At 61.0% G+C, this 17,257-nt stretch carries 14 protein-coding genes, 1 other RNA gene and 1 pseudogene; 12 read left to right on the top strand and 4 right to left on the bottom strand.

Features of this window, described 5'->3' with window-relative positions; translation table 11 throughout:
• Positions 1–36 precede the first annotated feature (36 nt).
• The gene (ligA, locus tag N2A98_RS19350; RefSeq protein WP_078466681.1) at positions 37–2,403 is read left to right on the top strand and encodes an NAD-dependent DNA ligase LigA; all 2,367 of its coding nucleotides are present in this window, start codon (positions 37–39) and stop codon (positions 2,401–2,403) included.
• 14 nt (positions 2,404–2,417) lie between these two features.
• Here ligA and N2A98_RS19345 read toward each other — a convergent pair.
• Positions 2,418–2,540 (bottom strand): annotated as a pseudogene (locus N2A98_RS19345) (outer membrane lipoprotein carrier protein LolA); the annotation flags it as partial.
• A gap of 48 nt (positions 2,541–2,588) precedes the next feature.
• On the opposite strand from N2A98_RS19345, the gene N2A98_RS19340 reads away from it, so the two are divergent.
• The 5 genes from N2A98_RS19340 to N2A98_RS19320 all read left to right on the top strand — a co-directional run bounded on the left by N2A98_RS19340 (position 2,589) and on the right by N2A98_RS19320 (position 7,860).
• Complete coding sequence (locus N2A98_RS19340; protein WP_153474576.1) at positions 2,589–3,755, top strand: putative zinc-binding metallopeptidase; 1,167 nt, start codon at positions 2,589–2,591, stop codon at positions 3,753–3,755.
• Between the two features lie 98 nt (positions 3,756–3,853).
• Positions 3,854–3,950: signal recognition particle sRNA small type (gene ffs / locus N2A98_RS19335), an RNA gene on the top strand.
• Between the two features lie 151 nt (positions 3,951–4,101).
• The gene (locus N2A98_RS19330; protein ID WP_275622516.1) at positions 4,102–6,063 is read left to right on the top strand and encodes a hypothetical protein; all 1,962 of its coding nucleotides are present in this window, start codon (positions 4,102–4,104) and stop codon (positions 6,061–6,063) included.
• A gap of 158 nt (positions 6,064–6,221) precedes the next feature.
• Positions 6,222–7,268 (top strand): N-acetylmuramidase family protein, encoded by a 1,047-nt coding sequence (locus N2A98_RS19325; protein ID WP_047711554.1) that lies wholly within the window; start codon positions 6,222–6,224, stop codon positions 7,266–7,268.
• Between the two features lies 1 nt (position 7,269).
• Positions 7,270–7,860 (top strand): hypothetical protein, encoded by a 591-nt coding sequence (locus N2A98_RS19320; RefSeq protein ID WP_069557131.1) that lies wholly within the window; start codon positions 7,270–7,272, stop codon positions 7,858–7,860.
• 155 nt (positions 7,861–8,015) lie between these two features.
• On the opposite strand, the gene N2A98_RS19315 is transcribed toward N2A98_RS19320, so the two are convergent.
• Positions 8,016–8,879: a LysR substrate-binding domain-containing protein gene (locus N2A98_RS19315; RefSeq protein ID WP_078803603.1), complete on the bottom strand. Its 864-nt coding sequence runs from the start codon at positions 8,877–8,879 to the stop codon at positions 8,016–8,018.
• Between the two features lie 98 nt (positions 8,880–8,977).
• Here N2A98_RS19315 and N2A98_RS19310 point away from each other — a divergent pair, with 98 nt between their 5' ends.
• From N2A98_RS19310 to N2A98_RS19285, 6 genes are all read left to right on the top strand, one after another.
• The gene (locus N2A98_RS19310) at positions 8,978–9,919 is read left to right on the top strand and encodes a DMT family transporter (protein WP_275622515.1); all 942 of its coding nucleotides are present in this window, start codon (positions 8,978–8,980) and stop codon (positions 9,917–9,919) included.
• Between the two features lie 77 nt (positions 9,920–9,996).
• The gene (gene dnaX / locus N2A98_RS19305; protein WP_275622514.1) at positions 9,997–12,057 is read left to right on the top strand and encodes a DNA polymerase III subunit gamma/tau; all 2,061 of its coding nucleotides are present in this window, start codon (positions 9,997–9,999) and stop codon (positions 12,055–12,057) included.
• 43 nt (positions 12,058–12,100) lie between these two features.
• Positions 12,101–12,439, top strand: coding sequence for a YbaB/EbfC family nucleoid-associated protein (locus N2A98_RS19300; RefSeq protein WP_003193199.1), 339 nt, complete (start codon positions 12,101–12,103; stop codon positions 12,437–12,439).
• 139 nt (positions 12,440–12,578) lie between these two features.
• Entirely contained in the window at positions 12,579–13,613 is a 1,035-nt protein-coding gene (locus N2A98_RS19295) for an NADP-dependent oxidoreductase (protein WP_275622513.1), read from the top strand.
• 66 nt (positions 13,614–13,679) lie between these two features.
• The gene (gene recR / locus N2A98_RS19290) at positions 13,680–14,282 is read left to right on the top strand and encodes a recombination mediator RecR (RefSeq protein WP_032895829.1); all 603 of its coding nucleotides are present in this window, start codon (positions 13,680–13,682) and stop codon (positions 14,280–14,282) included.
• A 207-nt stretch (positions 14,283–14,489) separates the two neighbouring features.
• Positions 14,490–15,638 (top strand): acyl-CoA dehydrogenase family protein, encoded by a 1,149-nt coding sequence (locus N2A98_RS19285; protein ID WP_057709748.1) that lies wholly within the window; start codon positions 14,490–14,492, stop codon positions 15,636–15,638.
• A gap of 112 nt (positions 15,639–15,750) precedes the next feature.
• Here N2A98_RS19285 and N2A98_RS19280 read toward each other — a convergent pair whose 3' ends face one another.
• Both N2A98_RS19280 and fnr read right to left on the bottom strand, forming a co-directional pair.
• Complete coding sequence (locus N2A98_RS19280; RefSeq protein ID WP_003193191.1) at positions 15,751–16,299, bottom strand: adenine phosphoribosyltransferase; 549 nt, start codon at positions 16,297–16,299, stop codon at positions 15,751–15,753.
• A 76-nt stretch (positions 16,300–16,375) separates the two neighbouring features.
• A complete protein-coding gene (fnr, locus tag N2A98_RS19275) occupies positions 16,376–17,110 on the bottom strand; it encodes a fumarate/nitrate reduction transcriptional regulator Fnr (protein ID WP_005790290.1) in 735 nt (244 codons plus the stop codon).
• Positions 17,111–17,257: the final 147 nt, after the last annotated feature.

Here is a 17,257-nt window from a genome sequence, read left to right as displayed (position 1 = left end):
GCTTCGGCTGCTCTTTTGCTTTATGAGAGAACACCCATGACCGCCGCCCATACCCGCATTCTCGAACTGCGCGCTGAACTGGATCAGCACAACTACCGTTACCACGTCCTCGACGAGCCGAGCATTCCGGACGCCGAGTACGACCGCCTGTTCCACGAGCTCAAGGCCCTGGAGGCCGAGCACCCGGAACTGGTGACGCGTGATTCGCCGACGCAGCGGGTTGGCAGTGCGGCGTTGTCGGCGTTCACCCAGGTCAAGCACGAGATCCCGATGCTCAGCCTGGGCAACGCCTTTGATGAAACCACCATGCTGGAGTTTGATCGCCGGGTCACCGAGGGCCTTGATCTGCCGGTGGGCGATCTGTTTGGCGCTGGCGCGGCGGTGGAATACAGCTGCGAGCCGAAGCTGGACGGCCTGGCGGTCAGCCTGCTGTACCAGGATGGCGAGTTGGTGCGCGGTGCTACCCGGGGTGATGGCACCACCGGCGAGGACATCAGCGTCAATGTGCGCACCGTGCGCAATATCCCTCTGAAACTGCATGGCACGGGCTGGCCGGCCACCCTGGAAGTGCGCGGTGAAGTGTTCATGTCCAAGGCCGGTTTCGAGCGATTGAACGCCTCGCAACTGGAAGTGGGCGGCAAAACTTTCGCCAACCCGCGCAACGCCGCAGCAGGCAGCCTGCGCCAACTGGACTCGAAGATTACCGCCAGTCGCCCGCTGGAGTTCTGCTGCTATGGCATCGGCCAAGTGACCGCGGATATCAGCGACACCCATATCGGCAACCTCAAGCAGTTGCAGAAGTGGGGCATGCCGATCAGCCACGAATTGAAGCTGGCCAAGGGTATCCAGGAATGCCTGGACTACTACCGCGACATCGGCGAGCGCCGCAATGCGCTGGGCTACGAAATCGACGGCGTGGTGTTCAAGGTCAACAGCATTGCCTACCAGCGTGAACTGGGCTTCCGCGCCCGCGAGCCGCGCTGGGCGATCGCACACAAATTCCCGGCCATGGAAGAACTCACCGAACTGCTCGACGTGGAATTCCAGGTCGGCCGTACCGGTGCGGTGACGCCGGTGGCGCGCCTCAAACCGGTCAAGGTGGCCGGCGTGACCGTGTCCAATGCCACCCTGCACAACATGGACGAAGTGGCACGCCTGGGGCTGATGATCGGCGACACCGTGATCATCCGCCGCGCCGGTGATGTGATTCCGCAGGTGGTCTCGGTGGTCACTGAACGCCGCCCGGAAAACGCCCGCGCCGTGCAGATCCCGCAAAATTGCCCGGTGTGTGGATCCCATGTGGAGCGCACGCAACTGGTCAAGCGCAGCAAAGGCAAGGAAACCGTCAGCGAAGGCGCGGTGTACCGTTGCGTCGGGCGGCTGGCCTGCGGTGCGCAGCTCAAGCAGGCGATCATTCATTTCGTCTCGCGCCGGGCCATGGACATCGACGGCCTGGGTGACAAGACCATCGAGCAACTGGTGGATGAACAGCTCATCGGTTCGCCGGCCGATCTCTACAAGCTCAAATACGAACAGATCATCGACCTGGAAGGCTTTGCCGATATCTCCAGCAAGAAGCTGATCGGCGCCATCGAAAACAGCAAGACCCCGACCCTGGCACGCTTCATCTACGCATTGGGCATTCCCGATGTGGGCGAGGAGACGGCCAAGGTTCTGGCGCGCTCGCTGGCGTCCCTGGAGCGCGTACAAAAGGCGTTGCCAGAAGTGCTGACGTACTTGCCGGATGTCGGGCTGGAAGTGGCCCATGAGATCCATAGCTTCTTTGAAGACGGCCACAACCAGCAGGTGATTGGCGCGCTGTTGTCGCCGGACGAATGCGGCCTGCAATTGCAGGAGCAAGGCGAACTCAGTGCCGAATTCGCCGCCAGCACCACCTTGGGCGGTTTGCTCGACAAGCTGCACGTACCGTCGGTGGGGCCAGGCGCGGCGCAGAAGCTCGCGGACAAGTTCGGTTCGCTGGAAGGCGTCATCAAGGCTGACTGGCTCGACATGCGCCAGGCGCTGCCCGAGAAGCAAGCCAAGGCTGTACGGGAGTTTTTCGACAATGCCGACAACGCCAACCATGCCCTGGCTATCGAGCAACAGCTCAAGGACTTCGGTATGCACTGGCAGAGCGAGAAAAAGCTCGTCGAAGGTTTACCTGAAGCCGGGCACACCTGGGTACTCACCGGCTCCCTGGAGCTGATGAGTCGCGATGTGGCTAAGGACAAGCTCGAAAGCCTGGGGGCCAAGGTGGCCGGTTCCGTTTCGGCGAAAACCCACTGTGTGGTGGCCGGGCCGGGCGCCGGTTCGAAATTGGCCAAGGCCAATGAGCTGGGCCTGAAAGTACTGGACGAGGAAGCCTTCGTCGCCTTCCTGGCCAAGCACAACATCACCGTCTGAACGGAGCGATCTCTCCACACTGTAGGAGCGAGCTTGCTCGCAAAGAACCGGAGGGCGCCGCTGTGAACCAGGCAGCCCGCGTTATCGTTGACGATCTTCGCGAGCAAGCTCGCTCCTACAGGGAGTAGTTGAACGATCTCTCACGAGAAATGATCTAGTCTCTGTCACCCCAGGGAGAGATCGCCATGTTCCGCTACTTCGAGCAACTCAGCACGCGCATCGCCGCTCCGTTCATGGCCGAAACCTCGCGCAACAGCAAGGTGTGGCAATGCCGGTGTGGCCAGTCGCTGTTCTTTCGCAACAGCCAATGCCTGGCCTGTCAGGCGGCGTTGGGTTACCAGCCGCAGCAAAGCCGCCTGTCGTCCCTGCAACCTGGGCCGGTGGTCGGTACGTGGCTGGCCGACGACAATCTCGATGCCGGCGCTTTCCGGCGCTGCGCCAACCTCGACTCACCGGCTGCGTGCAATTGGTTGATTCCTGCCCACAGCACCGCGCCGTTGTGCGTGGCCTGTAGCCTGAACCGCACCATCCCTGATCTTTCCGTTGCGGAAAACCCCGAACGCTGGCGCAAAGTCGAAACCGCCAAGCGCCGACTGGTGGCGCAACTGATCAGCCTGGGCCTGCAAGTGGTGCCCAAGAGCGTTGACGAAGAGACTGGCCTGGCCTTCGACTTTATCGGTATCGACCTGGAAGGCAACGCGCCCACCACCGGCCACGCCAATGGGCTGATCACCCTGGACATCAAGGAAGCCGACGACGCCCACCGCGAAAAAGTCCGTGTACAGATGCGCGAGCCATACCGCACCTTGCTTGGTCATTTTCGCCATGAAGTCGGCCATTACTACTGGGATCGCCTGATCGCCAACAGTCACTGGCTTAGCCCTTTTCGCGACCTGTTCGGCGACGAACGCGCCAGTTATGCCGAGGCCCTCGACCGGCACTACCAGAACGGCCCGCGCCCGGACTGGCAACTCACCTGCGTGAGCGCCTACGCCACCATGCACCCCTGGGAAGACTGGGCCGAAACCTGGGCCCACTACCTGCACATGATGGACGCCGTGGACACGGCCCTGGGCTTTGGCATGAGCGCCCGCGAGATGGACCTGGATTACCAGCCATTCCCCCTGACCACGCTCTACGACCCTCAACACCCTGGCGGCCCGGCATTCCTCTGCTTCGTCAATGCCTGGATCGAACTGGCCGGCATGCTCAACGAACTGTCCCGTGCCATGGGCCAGCCGGATTTCTATCCCTTTGTGCTGCCGCCCGCGGTGATTGCCAAGCTGCACTTTATTCACCTGGTCATCCAGGAAGAAGGCGGCAGGGCCGATGGGGTTATGGCAAGTGCTTGAGCCTTCTCATTTTTTAATCCGGAACCAACGGTTGTAACTTCCGATGAGATGGGTACAATGGCGCGGCTTGCCGAGAGGCAGCGTCGTTATGGTGACCCCATCGGTCCCCCCGCAACGATTACCCGTGAACCTGGTCAGAGCCGGAAGGCAGCAGCCACAGCGGGAACATTGTGTGCCGGGGTGTGGCTGGTGGGGTTGCCTCCATAACGCTCCCTTCTGCAGTCCCTTCTAAAACCCAAGTTATTTTCAGCCAGTCATCTGTGATGCTTATTGCACAGTGCATGACGGTCATTTCGCATCTAGTGGCATACTCCCAAGCGTCTCTTCCCCCTGGCTACGAGGCTCTATGCACTCGGAACATTTCGACTTATCCAGCCCTGTTTTCTTGCCGATCACGGAGCAAACCTGCGCGGGTTTGTTGGGCAGCGAGGGTTTCGATGCGCTTGTAGCCCTGAGTGAGCCGCAATTGGCGGCGGTGCTGGTGATCCAGAACCTGGCGCAGGTGCCGGAAAACGACCTGAGCGCCAGCGGTGCGGAAAAAGTGTTGGCCAAGCTGATTGACTGGGCAGTAGATGCCAGCCATTCGGCCAGTGTGTCCCTGCTCTCTGAAGCGCAGCGGCTGTTTGATCAGAGGAAGTTGTACTTCGGCCTCAATGTGGTCAAAAGCTTGAAGCTGCGCTTTCTGCTGGAGGAGGAAGTACAGGCGCGGGACTATCTGTTGCCCAGTGGCAAATGGGACGTCGAGTATAAAGTCCGCCACCTCAAGGCCAATGACCCGTTCAGCCAGCAGGCGATCACGCCCAGGCACCGCGAGCGCTGGTTGAGCGCCGAGCAGGACAAGCTGCTCAGAACCTTCCGCGCCAACCTGAACGAAGACCTGCACGTGCAAGGCTACGCCGGCATTGGCAAGAGTCACCTACTGGTGGCCTTGCTGGAGCACCTGCGCCCGGAAAAGACCTTGTTGCTGGCGCGTACCCCGGCAAAACTCGAAACCCTGCGTGCCCGCATGGTGGGTGTACGGGAGCGTAAGGCCGGGCATACCTTCCAGGGCTTTGCCCATGCCCTGTTGCATGGCCCCAGGCCACAGCCGCTGAATACACCGGCGAGGGTGCCGACCAAACAGGCGCTCGCTCAAGAACTGAATATCTTTGGTTTTCGCCGCCTGGAAGGGCAGGCGGTGGTGGAGGTGTGCCTCAAGGTGCTTGAGGCCTACTGCCGCTCTTGGGAGTACAGCCTGTCGGCCCAGCATTTGCCGCATTTCAAGCAACCGCTCGCCGGCGTCGATGCCAGGGTGCTGCTCGAATATTCCAGCCGGTTGTGGGGCTACCTTGAGGCGAACCCGGCCTGGGGCCGCCACACCGGGTTTGAAGCCTTGTTGATGATCAAACGCGCGAGCCTGGCAGGCTGCGTGGTGCCCGAGCGCTATACCCATGTGCTGATCGATGAGAGCCAGGATATCCCGGCGCCGCTGCTGCAAATCATCGAGCGCGGCCGCCAGGTGCTGATCACCTTGGGGGATGAGTATCAGCAGGCCAGTGGCGGCGTGGTCAAGCGCGCCCGTGAGGTTCGCCATACCGACGTGTGCTACTCCGTGCGTTCCGGGCGCAATGTCGAGCGCCTGGTCAACCCATTGATCAGCTTGCACTCGGAAAAAACCAAATCGCTTTTCGAGGGCGCCCGCGATGCCGACGTGGGTATTGAGTTTTACCCCCAGGGTTTTGTGCCCCCGCAAGGTTGCGTGGTGTTGACCGCCTCCCATTGGGACACCATGCAGTGGGCGATCCAACTGAGCCACGCCCGTTGTGCGTTCGGCCTGGCGAGCAAAGAGGCCCAGCAGTCGCTCAAGCACTTCATGGACACGGTCATCGCGTTGTTCAAACCCGATTTCTATAGCAATGAGTTCAATGACCTCGGCCCCCATCCGTTTTTCAGCGATATGGCCGATTGGCAGCAGGTGCGCGAAGCCTGCCAGTTCGATGAGGCGTTTGTGTGGGTCGAGGCCGAGCTGGAAAAAGGCTTCAACGTGGCGGATGTCACGCGGTTGAACCGGTTGAGCGGCCATCCGGACGAGCGCGTCCTGCTGATGCTGGCGCAGGACGCGGGCGGCATGGAGTTCGACCGAGTACTGCTCACCCCGGAACTGTTGACCAATGTGAAGTTCCAGGACGCCTACGCGTTCGATCAACGACTCTGCGCGGTGTATATCGCGATTTCACGGGCCAGGGTGCAGTTGTATCTGCCCTACGATGTGGTCGAGTGGCTCGACTACCACAAGTATCAAAAGACCCGTGAATCCCACGGTTACTAAGCAATTTAATCCGGCTGTTTCACAACTTTCATAAAGCCCTCTGGACAACCCGCAGACCGCCTTGTTAGCTTGCGCCGGCCACTTGTTTCAGTGTATGACAAGGGCATGGATTTGATATTGAAGTGCTATCACTTCTTTCACTCACAAGGATGTCTGTCATGAAAAGCCTGCAAGGGTTGCCTCGTCTTATCAGTGCTCCGGTAGGGACGCCCGGCAAAGCCCGCAACTTGCCCGCCGATGTTCAGTGCATCCAGTATTTATTCAATTTGATCATTCCCAAGATGGGGTTTGCCTTGCTCGAAAACGGCAAGTGCGACGGCCAGTTGGTGCAGTGCATCAGCCAGTATCAGTTTCGCCATCTCAAGTACGCCCATCCCGATGGCGTGATCGACCCCACCGGGCGCACGTTCAACAGTCTGATCGAAGAGGCACTGAAGGTGCCGGTGCGGGCTTTTCCCACTACGCGCATTCCGACGTTTCTCAATATCTTTGGCAATAACAACGTCGATGCGGTGCAGGCCACGGTCAATGTGTACCTGGACCGCGTGCGTGCGGTCATCGAGGCTGAGCGGCGTAACCGGCAGTTGATGATGCAGTCCACCTGCGACGGCGGGACAACCTTGAGCGATACGGATTTCCAGAATGCCGCCAAGCTATTGGGCAACGGCATTTCGGTGAATGTGGTCAAGGCGTTCGCCACGGTGGAGTCGGGCGGGAAGGTGGGTTTCGGGCCCGCCAAGTTGCCGATCATCGCCTTTGAAGGGCACCACTTTCGCAAGTACACCAAGCACATCTACGACCAGTCGCAGCCGCTGCTGTCGTATGTCTACAAGAAAAAAGCCGGCCCGCAATGGCAGACGAACAACAAGGATCAGGTCAAGGCCTGGGAGACCATGGCCACTGCCTTTGCGCTGGACCAGGAAGCCGCGCTGATGTCGGCCTCCTGGGGCATGTTTCAGATCATGGGGTTCAATTTTGCGGCGTGCGGATTCAAGACCGTGTTTGAGTTCGTGGCGTCATTGAAGATCAATGCCGGTAACCAACTCAAGGCCTATCTCAGCCTCTGCAGCCACAACTCGGCATTGTTGAGCGCGATGAAAAACAAGGATTTCACCGCCATGGCGCGTAACTATAACGGCGATGATTACGGCAACTATGACGTCCTGATGAAACAAGCCTACGAAGCCTTTGAAGGGAAGAAATAAGATGATTCGTTATCTGGCGATGGGAGTGTTGTCGTGGTGCGCCGTGGCGCCCGCGTTGGCCGGCTCGGCGGCGTTGCATTCAGGTAAATATGAAGGGCTGATGCTGGCGGTGACGCCTGGGCATCAGGTCGAGGGGTTCTATCAGGAATCGATGGGCGAGGGTGTGGCCCGTGGCTGCACGTTCTACCTCCAAGGCAAGCCAGAGGCGCTCACCACCTGGCTGGACGCTGCCTACCCAGGCAGTGTGGCCGCGGCGCCCGACGGGGTGACCCTGACGGTGGAGCAGGGCCGCCAACACCCTGGCTGCATCAATGTGCTGATGCCGGAGATCGCCACCGGCCTGGAGTTGAGCCAGACCGCCAGCAAGCAATGGATCGGCTTGGTGACGGTGTCTGCCGACAAGGCTTACCTGCTGAAAACGCCGGGCGCCAAAGCGGCAAAGCGGCCCTACATCGTCAAGCATGACGTGGTGGGCGTACTGGCATTCAAGGACGGCTGGGCGCAGGTGGAATTTATCAACGCTGACGACCGTTCGTTCACGGGCTGGATCAGCCAGGCCCAGTACGCACGATTGGCTGCGCCCAAGCCCTAAAAAGGTGGGGGGCCTAATGCCAGTCACTGGTGGGAGCGGGCTTGCTCGCGAAGGCGTCAGCCCAGTAAACATTGATGTTGCCTGATACACAGCCTTCGCGAGCAAGCCCGCTCCCACATTTGATCTTCATGGCTGCGAGCCTTAAGGCAATCCCGTCAGCCGAAGGTCTCGCGCAGTAGCCCGGCAAACGCATCTCGCGCCAGGTGCCGCTGGGTGTCCGTGTGCCAGAACAACAGGTTGTCCACGGGCGCCAGCGCTTCAAAGCGATACGACGCCAGCTGATTGGCCTGCTCATAGCGCGCCAGGATCCCCTCGGGTGCCAACGCCACGCCAATCCCCGCACTGACGCATCCGATGATCGTGCCCCAACTGGCATAGCTGGCGATCGCAGGCTTGACGTCGTGGGGCTTGAGCCAGTTTTCCAGGGCGGCGCGATAAGGGCAGCCCGGCGGCCATACCAGCAATGTACGGCCGGCCAAGTCCTCGGCGCTGTTGATAGGTGCGCTGCACGCGCTGGCGATCAGCACCAGGCGTTCACTGTAGACCACGCTCTGTTCCAGCCTCGTGCGTTTGCCGCCGGCGGCCACCAGCGCCACATCCAGGCGGTGGTGTTGCAGGTCGTCCAGCAGTTGCGCCCAGGCACCGGTGACCAGTTCCAGGCTGACATCGGGATAACGCCGGTGGTATTCCGCCAGCAATGGCGGCAGGCGCCCGCTGGCACTGGATTCCACCGCACCGATGCGCAAGGTGCCACGGGGAATGGCGTTGGCATCCACCGCGCGTTTGGATTCATCCACCAGCGCCAGGATACGTTCGCAGTAATCCAGGAAGATCTCTCCCGCAGCGCTGATCGCCAGCCCTCGGCCAGCACGGATAAACAACGGCGTGCCCAACTCGCTTTCCAGCTGCTTGATGCGCGTGGTGATGTTGGACGGCACGCAGTGCAATTGCAGCGCAGCCTGGGCCACGCTGCCGGTTTGCGCCACGGCTCGCACCATTTTCAGTTGGGCCAGTTCCATTGCTCAGTTCCAGTGATTTCAGAAGTCAGAAACGCTTAATTGTCCTATGCCTGGCGTGGGCCAAGACTGGCAGCATTCCTTTTGCGTGGATGCTGTCGATGAATACTCCGTCACCTCTAAAGCTTACGCTAGTCATTGCCAGCGTTATCCTCTGTTGGGCGTATTCGCCGATCGGCGTGCACATGGGGCTGCACAGTTATAGCCCCGGCCAATTGGCGCTGCTGCGGTTTCTGATCGCGTCGGTATTCATGGGCGGTGTGGCCTGGGTGGTGGGCATTGGACGGCCACCGTTGCGCGACGTGCCGTGGCTGTTGGTGCTGGGCTTTTTCGGGGTGTTCCTGCACCACACCAGTCTCAACTATGGGCAACAATGGGTGACGGCGGCAGCGTCGAGTGTGTTGGCGCAGTCGGCGCCGTTGTTCAGTGTGTTGATCGCGTTTTTGTGCTTGAAAGAGCGGGTCAGCGCCTGGCGCTGGGGCTGCGTGCTGTTGGGGTTGGGCGGAGTAGTGGTGGTGATCTGGGGCGACCGGGGCATAGGCGATATCAACCCACGGGGTTTGCTGATCTTGTTGGCGGCCTGCTCATGGAGTGTGTACTTCGCCATCCAGCGGCATCATGCCCAGCGCTACAGCCCGTTGACCATGGCGTGCTACATGGTGTGGTCTGGCACCCTGATGCTGTGCGTGAACCTGCCGGGCCTGCCCGTCGCCATCGTGCAGGCACCGATGGTGGAGAATCTTGCCGTGCTGGTGCTGGGTATTTTCCCCAGTGCCTTGGCCTATCTGGCCTGGGGTTACGTGTTGAAGCACGTCGAGGTCAGTCGTGCGTCGGTGGCGATGTACCTGATTCCACCGGTTGCCATGCTGATGGCCGCCACGCTGCTTGGCGAACACGTCACCCTGCAGGTGATGCTGGGCGCAGTGATCGTGCTGGCAAGTGTCGCCGCTATCAGTCTGGAAGGGCGTTGGCGCTCCAAGGTGCCAGCAAATCGCCCGCAGGTGCCCTCCGGGAGGCCAATTGAACAAGCTTCGTCAGATTAGACGAGCGTGCCGGATGCAATTTCCCCCTTGCTCCGCTAGCATTACCGGCTTCCGCTTCCCAGTTGCGACGGTTTTCGATGAGTTATCAGGTTCTTGCACGTAAATGGCGCCCGCGCTCGTTCCGCGAAATGGTCGGCCAGACCCATGTGCTCAAGGCTCTGATCAATGCCTTGGACAGCCAACGGCTGCACCACGCCTACCTGTTCACCGGTACACGCGGGGTGGGCAAGACCACGATTGCGCGCATCATCGCCAAGTGCCTGAATTGTGAAACCGGTATCACCTCGACGCCTTGTGGCACCTGTTCGGTGTGCCGTGAGATCGACGAAGGGCGTTTCGTCGACCTGATCGAGATCGACGCCGCGAGCCGTACCAAGGTCGAAGACACCCGCGAGCTGCTGGACAACGTGCAGTACGCGCCGAGCCGTGGCCGCTTCAAGGTCTACCTGATCGACGAAGTGCACATGCTGTCCAGCCACTCCTTCAACGCCTTGTTGAAAACCCTGGAAGAGCCGCCGCCCTACGTCAAGTTCATCCTGGCCACCACCGACCCGCAGAAACTTCCGGCAACGATTTTGTCGCGGTGCCTGCAGTTCTCCCTGAAAAACATGACCCCCGAGCGTGTGGTCGAGCATTTGACCCATGTGCTGGGCGTCGAGAACGTACCGTTCGAAGACGACGCGCTGTGGTTGCTGGGCCGTGCCGCCGACGGTTCGATGCGCGATGCCATGAGCCTCACCGACCAGGCCATCGCGTTTGGTGAAGGCAAGGTCATGGCCGCCGACGTGCGCGCCATGCTCGGTACCCTGGACCACGGCCAGGTGTTCGACGTGCTGCACGCGCTGATCGAGGGTGACGCCAAGGCGTTGCTCGAGGCCGTGCGCCACCTGTCGGAGCAAGGCCCGGACTGGAACGGTGTGCTCTCGGAAATTCTCAACGTATTGCACCGCGTCGCCATCGCCCAAGCCCTGCCGGAAGGCGTGGACAACGGCCATGGCGACCGTGATCGCGTATTGGCCCTTGCCCAAGCCTTGCCGGCCGAAGACGTACAGTTCTACTACCAGATGGGCTTGATCGGCCGCCGCGACCTGCCCCTGGCACCCGACCCGCGGGGTGGCTTTGAAATGGTGCTGCTGCGCATGCTGGCGTTCCGGCCAGCAGATTCGGCAGACGCGCCGAGACAGCCGCTAAAGCCAGTGGGGATCAGCCAGGCCACAGTTGATTCCGCCAAACCCGTGGCTGGCGCGGCCGTTGTTGCGCCAGTGGTTGCTGCGCCTGAGCCGGTTGCGCCGGCACCTGAGCCCGAACCTGCGCCGGTTGCCGTCGCACCGGTGGTCGAGCCCGAGCCGGTCATCGAGCCTGCGCCCGTGGTCGACTTGCCTTGGAATGACCCGATCGAAGCGCAAGTAGAGCCCGAGCAACAACCCGCCGTGGAGCCCGTGCTGGAAACCACCGGCGAGCAGCCCGAGCTGACGCCGATGCCTGCGCCGACTCCGGACAGCGTGGTGCCGGATGCCCCTGAGTGGGTATCGGCACCGGTTCCCGAGCCGACGGTCGCCCAGGTTGACGCGGCCACCCCAGGCATTGACCTGGACGACGAGCCGCCGCTGGACGAAGATTACATCGAGCCGGACATGGATTCGGCCTACAGCTACCTGGACGACTTGGCCAGCGAGCACACCGCCGAACCTGCGCCCGAGCCCGAGGCAGAACCTGCCGCGGCCCCGGCTACCGGCCTGGCCCTGCAATGGCTGGAATTGTTTCCGAAATTGCCGATCTCCGGCATGACCGGCAGTATCGCCGCCAACTGCACCCTGATTTCCATCGAAGGCGACCACTGGCTGCTGCACCTGGACCCGGCCCATAGCGCCTTGTTCAACGCCACCCAGCAGCGCCGGCTCAACGATGCGCTCAACCAGTACCATGGGCGCACGCTGACCATTGCCATCGAGCTGATCAAGCCCGAGCAGGAAACCCCGGCCCAGGCCGCGACCCGTCGGCGCCTTAATCGCCAGCGCGAGGCCGAGGATTCGATCCACGCAGATCCGCTTATCCAACAAATGATGCAACAGTTCGGTGCGGTCGTCCGCCACGATACTATTGAACCTGTCGAAGCCCCGGTGTCCCAAGCGTCATGACTCCGGGCTACTCATTGATCCACGTACTTTTGAGGTGATTCCCATGATGAAAGGTGGCATGGCCGGCCTGATGAAGCAGGCGCAGCAGATGCAGGAAAAAATGGCCAAGATGCAGGAAGAACTGGCCAACGCCGAAGTCACCGGTAAAGCCGGTGGCGATATGGTCAGCGTGGTGATGACCGGTCGTCACGACATCAAGCGTGTCAGCATCGACCCAAGCGTATTGCCGGGCGTGGGTGAAGATGACCTGGAAATGCTCGAAGCGCTGTTCGCCGCAGCCGTCAATGACGCTGTGCGCAAGATCGAAGCCAACAGCCAGGACAAAATGTCCGGCGTGACCGCTGGCATGCAACTGCCACCGGGCATGAAACTGCCGTTCTGATACACGCTTTAGCTAGACTCAAATGCCAGGCATAGCGCCTGGCATTTTTTTGCGCGGTCGAAACATCGAACCCCAAGCCTTCACCGATGGTCTGCACCCTATACCGTTGAAACCACTCACCGATAAAGGAGCCCCGCTGATGCCTCAAGAAATGACGCTCAACCAACGCATCGTTCTGGTCTCACGCCCTCAAGGCGCCCCCACGCCGGAAAACTTTCGCCTGGAACGCGTGAGCCTGCCGGAGCTGGCAGACGGCCAGGTGCTGCTCAAGACGCTGTACCTGTCTTTGGACCCCTACATGCGTGGACGCATGAGTGACGCGCCGTCCTACGCAGCACCCGTGGAAATCGGCGAGGTGATGACCGGTGGGGCTGTCAGCCGTGTCGAGCAATCGCGCAACCCGAAATTCGAAGTGGGCGACCTGGTGGTCGGCGCCACTGGCTGGCAAAGCCACTGTATTTGCGAAGGCCAAAACCTGATCCCGCTGCCCAAGGGCCTGCCGAGCCCGTCGATGGCCTTGGGCGTACTGGGTATGCCAGGCATGACCGCCTATATGGGCCTGATGGATATCGGCCAGCCCAAGGCCGGGGAAACCCTGGTGGTGGCGGCTGCGTCTGGCGCGGTGGGGTCGGTGGTGGGCCAGGTGGCCAAGCTCAAGGGCTTGCGCGTGGTGGGCATTGCCGGTGGCGCCGACAAGTGCCGCTATGTGGTGGATGAGTTGGGCTTTGACGCCTGTATCGACCACAAGCGCGAAGATTTCGCCCATGAACTGGCCCTGGCCTGCTTCAAAGGCGTGGACATCTACTTTGAAAACGTCGGCGGTAAAGTCTTCGATGCCGTGCTGCCTTTGCTCAACCCCAAGGCGCGCGTGCCGCTGTGCGGGTTGATCGCCGGCTATAACGCCCATGAAGCGCCCAGCGGCCCTGACCGTTTGCCGGCGCTGCAACGCACCTTGCTGACCAAGCGGGTGCGCATCCAGGGCTTTATCGTGTTCGATGACTACGGCGACCGCCAGCCGGAGTTCCTCAGCGCCATGGCGCCTTGGGTGCGCGAGGGCAAGATCAAGTTCCGCGAGGACGTGGTCGATGGCCTGGAGCAGGCGCCCGAAGCCTTTATCGGCCTGCTCGAAGGGCGCAACTTCGGCAAGTTGGTGGTGCGCGTCGCGCAGGATTGAGTATTTGACGCTAATCCGGGGCGCGGGTATAAACCGCGTCTCGTTGTTTTGTCGGACCCTTCGCCCATGAGCTTCAGCCCCCTGATTCGCCAACTGATCGACGCCTTGCGCACTTTGCCCGGTGTCGGCCAGAAAACTGCCCAGCGCATGGCGCTGCAACTGCTGGAGCGTGATCGCAGCGGCGGCACTCGCCTGGCTCAGGCTCTGAGCCAGGCCATGGAAGGCGTGGGCCACTGCCGCCAGTGCCGAACCCTCACCGAAGAAGAGCTCTGCCCACAATGCGCCGACCCGCGTCGCGACGACACGTTGCTGTGCGTGGTGGAAGGGCCGATGGATGTGTACGCCGTGGAGCAGACCGGTTACCGCGGGCGTTACTTTGTGCTCAAGGGCCACCTGTCGCCGCTCGATGGCCTGGGGCCGGAAGCCATCGGTATTCCACAACTGGTGGCGCGGATCCAAGAGCAGGGCACCTTTACTGAAGTGATCCTGGCAACCAACCCGACGGTGGAAGGTGAAGCCACGGCGCACTACATTGCCCAACTGCTGACCAACAAAGGCTTGATCACTTCGCGGATTGCCCATGGCGTGCCGTTGGGAGGGGAGTTGGAACTGGTGGATGGCGGTACCTTGGCGCACTCGTTCGCAGGCCGCAAGCCGATCGCCCTCTAAAACCCACTGCAATCTGGGACTTCCTAACCCTGTAGGAGCGAGCTTGCTCGCGAAAAACCAATAGGCGCCGCGTTCACGCAGGAAGCACGCGTTATCGTTAACGGTTTTCGCGAGCAAGCTCGCTCCTATAGGGTTAGCGCAGACACATGACTTGATAACCAAGCAAGCGCTTGGTAAGTTCGCTCCATCCCGCCATGGAGCTTGCCGATGTCTGCCTATCAGGAATACTTCGATCCCAGCCACCAATTGGTCCGCGACAGCGTGCGCCGATTCGTCGAGCGCGAGATGTTGCCCGGCATCGAGCAGTGGGAGGAGGCGCAAAGCTTTCCTCGCGAGCTCTACCTCAAGGCCGGTGCGGCGGGGATTCTAGGCATTGGCTACCCCGAAACCCTGGGTGGCAGCCACGAAGGCGATCTGTTCGCCAAGGTCGCCGCCAGCGAAGAGCTGATGCGCTGCGGCTCCGGTGGCGTGGTGGCAGGGCTCGGCTCGCTGGATATCGGCCTGCCGCCCATCGTCAAATGGGCCCGGCCCGACGTGCGTGAGCGCATAGCGCCTCGGGTGCTGGCTGGCGAAAAGATCATCGCCCTGGCGGTCACCGAGCCCAGCGGCGGCTCTGATGTGGCCAACCTGCAAACCCGCGCCGTACGTGAAGGCGAGCATTACCGCGTAAGCGGCGCCAAGACCTTTATCACCAGCGGCATTCGCGCTGACTTCTACACCGTAGCCGTGCGCACGGGCGGGCCGGGCTTTGGCGGCATCAGCTTGCTGCTGATCGAAAAAGACACCCCGGGTTTCACCGTCGGCCAGCCACTGAAGAAGATGGGCTGGTGGGCATCGGACACCGCCGAGTTGTTCTTCGACGATTGCCGCGTGCCTGTGGGCAACCTTATCGGCGTCGAGAACATGGGCTTTGCCTGCATCATGGGCAACTTCCAGAGTGAACGTCTGGCCTTGGCGCTGATGGCCAACATGACTGCACAGCTGGCCCTGGAGGAAAGCCTTCAGTGGGCCGCCCAGCGTGAAGCATTCGGCAAACCTATCGGCAAATTCCAGGTGCTCAAGCATCGCCTGGCGGAAATGGCTACCGCCGTGGAAGTTTCCCGCGAGTTCACCTATCGCCAGGCCGCGAAAATGGCCGCTGGCAAGAGTGTGATCAAAGAGATTTCCATGGCCAAGAACCTGGCCACCGATACCGCTGATCGAGTGACGTATGACGCGGTGCAGATCCTGGGTGGGCAGGGGTATATGCGGGGCAGCCTGGTGGAGCGGCTGTATCGTGATAACCGGATTCTGTCGATTGGTGGCGGGACGCGTGAAGTGATGAATGAGATTATCAGTAAGCAGATGGGGCTTTGATTTTTAATGGTGTTCTTTCGAGTGCCTTCGCGAGCAAGCCCGCTCCCACATGTGGAATGCATTTCAAATGTGGGAGCGGGCTTGCTCGCGAAGGCGTCAGTCCTGACGCCCCTTACCTTTCGGTCAGCCCAAACTGCGTCAGACAAAACGTCGGAATGCCCATGTCTGCCAACCGCTGCGAGCCACCCAGCTCCGGCAAATCGATAATCGCCGCCGCTTCAAAGATCTTTGCCCCCATGCGCCGCACCAGGTTCGCCGCCGCAATCAGGGTGCCGCCGGTGGCGATCAGGTCATCGAACATCAGTACGGAGTCGCCTTCGCACAGGCTGTCGGCGTGCACTTCCAGGAAGGCTTCGCCGTACTCGGTCTGGTAACCCTCGGCCAGCACGTCCGCCGGCAGCTTGCCTTGCTTGCGAAACAGGATCAGCGGCTTGTTGAGCTGGTAAGCGATGATCGAGCCGATCAGGAAGCCACGGGCATCCATCGCACCAATATGGGTGAAGTCGGCTTCGACATAGCGTTGGGCAAAGCTGTCGGCCACCAGGCGCAGGGCGCGGGGCGATTGGAACAGCGGCGTGATGTCACGGAAGATCACCCCAGGCTTGGGGAAGTCGATGACGGGGCGAATCAGGGATTTGATGTCGAACGAATCAAAGGTCATCGTCGAGGAGTCCAGAGCGGAAAACGGACTCGAAGTATACCTGCGGCCTCACCGATTGGCGCGGCCGCAGCCTGGATTAGACCTCCAGAGAACCGCCAGCCAAGGCACACAGCTGGATCGGGTCGAGGATATGCACCTCTTTACCTTCTGCGGCAATCAACTGGTTCTGCTGGAAACGGGTAAACACGCGGGACACGGTCTCCACCGCCAGGCCCAGGTAATTACCGATTTCATTACGCGACATGCTCAGGCGGAACTGGTTGGCCGAGAACCCACGGGCACGGAAGCGCGCCGACAGGTTGACCAGGAACGTGGCGATGCGCTCATCGGCGGTTTTCTTCGACAGCAGCAGCATCATTTGCTGGTCGTCACGAATCTCGCGGCTCATCACGCGCATCAACTGGCGGCGCAACTGCGGCAGTTGCAGGGCCAATTCATCCAGGCGCTCGAAAGGAATTTCGCACACCGACGTCGTCTCCAGGGCCTGGGCCGACACCGGGTGAATCTCGGTGTCCATCCCCGACAGCCCGACCAGCTCGCTGGGCAGGTGGAAACCGGTGATTTGCTCTTCGCCGCCGTCGCTGAGGCTGAAGGTCTTCAACGCGCCCGAGCGTACTGCATAGACGGAATCAAACTTGTCGCCCTGGCGAAACAGAAACTCGCCTTTTTTCAGCGGGCGGCCGCGTTTGACGATGTCGTCCAGCGCATCCATGTCTTCCAGATTCAACGAAAGTGGCAGGCAGAGGGGGGCCAGGCTGCAATCCTTGCAATGGGCCTGGCTGTGAGCGCGCAGTTTGACTGGCTCGGACATTTCTTAAATCCTTGTGGGAAAACACACATAAGACGTAAGGGTAACGCACTGAGGGGCACGGAGGCCAGCGTGTACAAAAACCTGTCGCGAGGTAAAGATTTGCCCGAAACGGCCGATAGCACTGCCATCGAATACCAACACGGTGGC

Source organism: Pseudomonas sp. FJ2-5-13 (genome assembly GCF_029201605.1).
In the GTDB taxonomy this organism is placed as follows: domain Bacteria; phylum Pseudomonadota; class Gammaproteobacteria; order Pseudomonadales; family Pseudomonadaceae; genus Aquipseudomonas; species Aquipseudomonas lactis.
The sequence above is the reverse complement of the archived record's forward strand: the minus strand, read 5'-3'. Positions and strand labels throughout refer to the sequence as shown.

Bases quoted from the DNA above. Each gene is read 5' to 3' on its own strand.
- N2A98_RS19310 (WP_275622515.1), top strand. From the start codon at position 8,978: ATGAATACTCCGTCACCTCTAAAGCTTACGCTAGTCATTGCCAGCGTT.
- N2A98_RS19330 (WP_275622516.1), top strand. From the start codon at position 4,102: ATGCACTCGGAACATTTCGACTTATCCAGCCCTGTTTTCTTGCCGATC.
- fnr (WP_005790290.1), bottom strand. From the start codon at position 17,110: ATGTCCGAGCCAGTCAAACTGCGCGCTCACAGCCAGGCCCATTGCAAG.
- N2A98_RS19315 (WP_078803603.1), bottom strand. From the start codon at position 8,879: ATGGAACTGGCCCAACTGAAAATGGTGCGAGCCGTGGCGCAAACCGGC.
- N2A98_RS19285 (WP_057709748.1), top strand. From the start codon at position 14,490: ATGTCTGCCTATCAGGAATACTTCGATCCCAGCCACCAATTGGTCCGC.
- N2A98_RS19295 (WP_275622513.1), top strand. From the start codon at position 12,579: ATGCCTCAAGAAATGACGCTCAACCAACGCATCGTTCTGGTCTCACGC.
- ligA (WP_078466681.1), top strand. From the start codon at position 37: ATGACCGCCGCCCATACCCGCATTCTCGAACTGCGCGCTGAACTGGAT.
- dnaX (WP_275622514.1), top strand. From the start codon at position 9,997: ATGAGTTATCAGGTTCTTGCACGTAAATGGCGCCCGCGCTCGTTCCGC.
- N2A98_RS19280 (WP_003193191.1), bottom strand. From the start codon at position 16,299: ATGACCTTTGATTCGTTCGACATCAAATCCCTGATTCGCCCCGTCATC.
- recR (WP_032895829.1), top strand. From the start codon at position 13,680: ATGAGCTTCAGCCCCCTGATTCGCCAACTGATCGACGCCTTGCGCACT.
- N2A98_RS19340 (WP_153474576.1), top strand. From the start codon at position 2,589: ATGTTCCGCTACTTCGAGCAACTCAGCACGCGCATCGCCGCTCCGTTC.
- N2A98_RS19300 (WP_003193199.1), top strand. From the start codon at position 12,101: ATGATGAAAGGTGGCATGGCCGGCCTGATGAAGCAGGCGCAGCAGATG.
- N2A98_RS19325 (WP_047711554.1), top strand. From the start codon at position 6,222: ATGAAAAGCCTGCAAGGGTTGCCTCGTCTTATCAGTGCTCCGGTAGGG.
- N2A98_RS19320 (WP_069557131.1), top strand. From the start codon at position 7,270: ATGATTCGTTATCTGGCGATGGGAGTGTTGTCGTGGTGCGCCGTGGCG.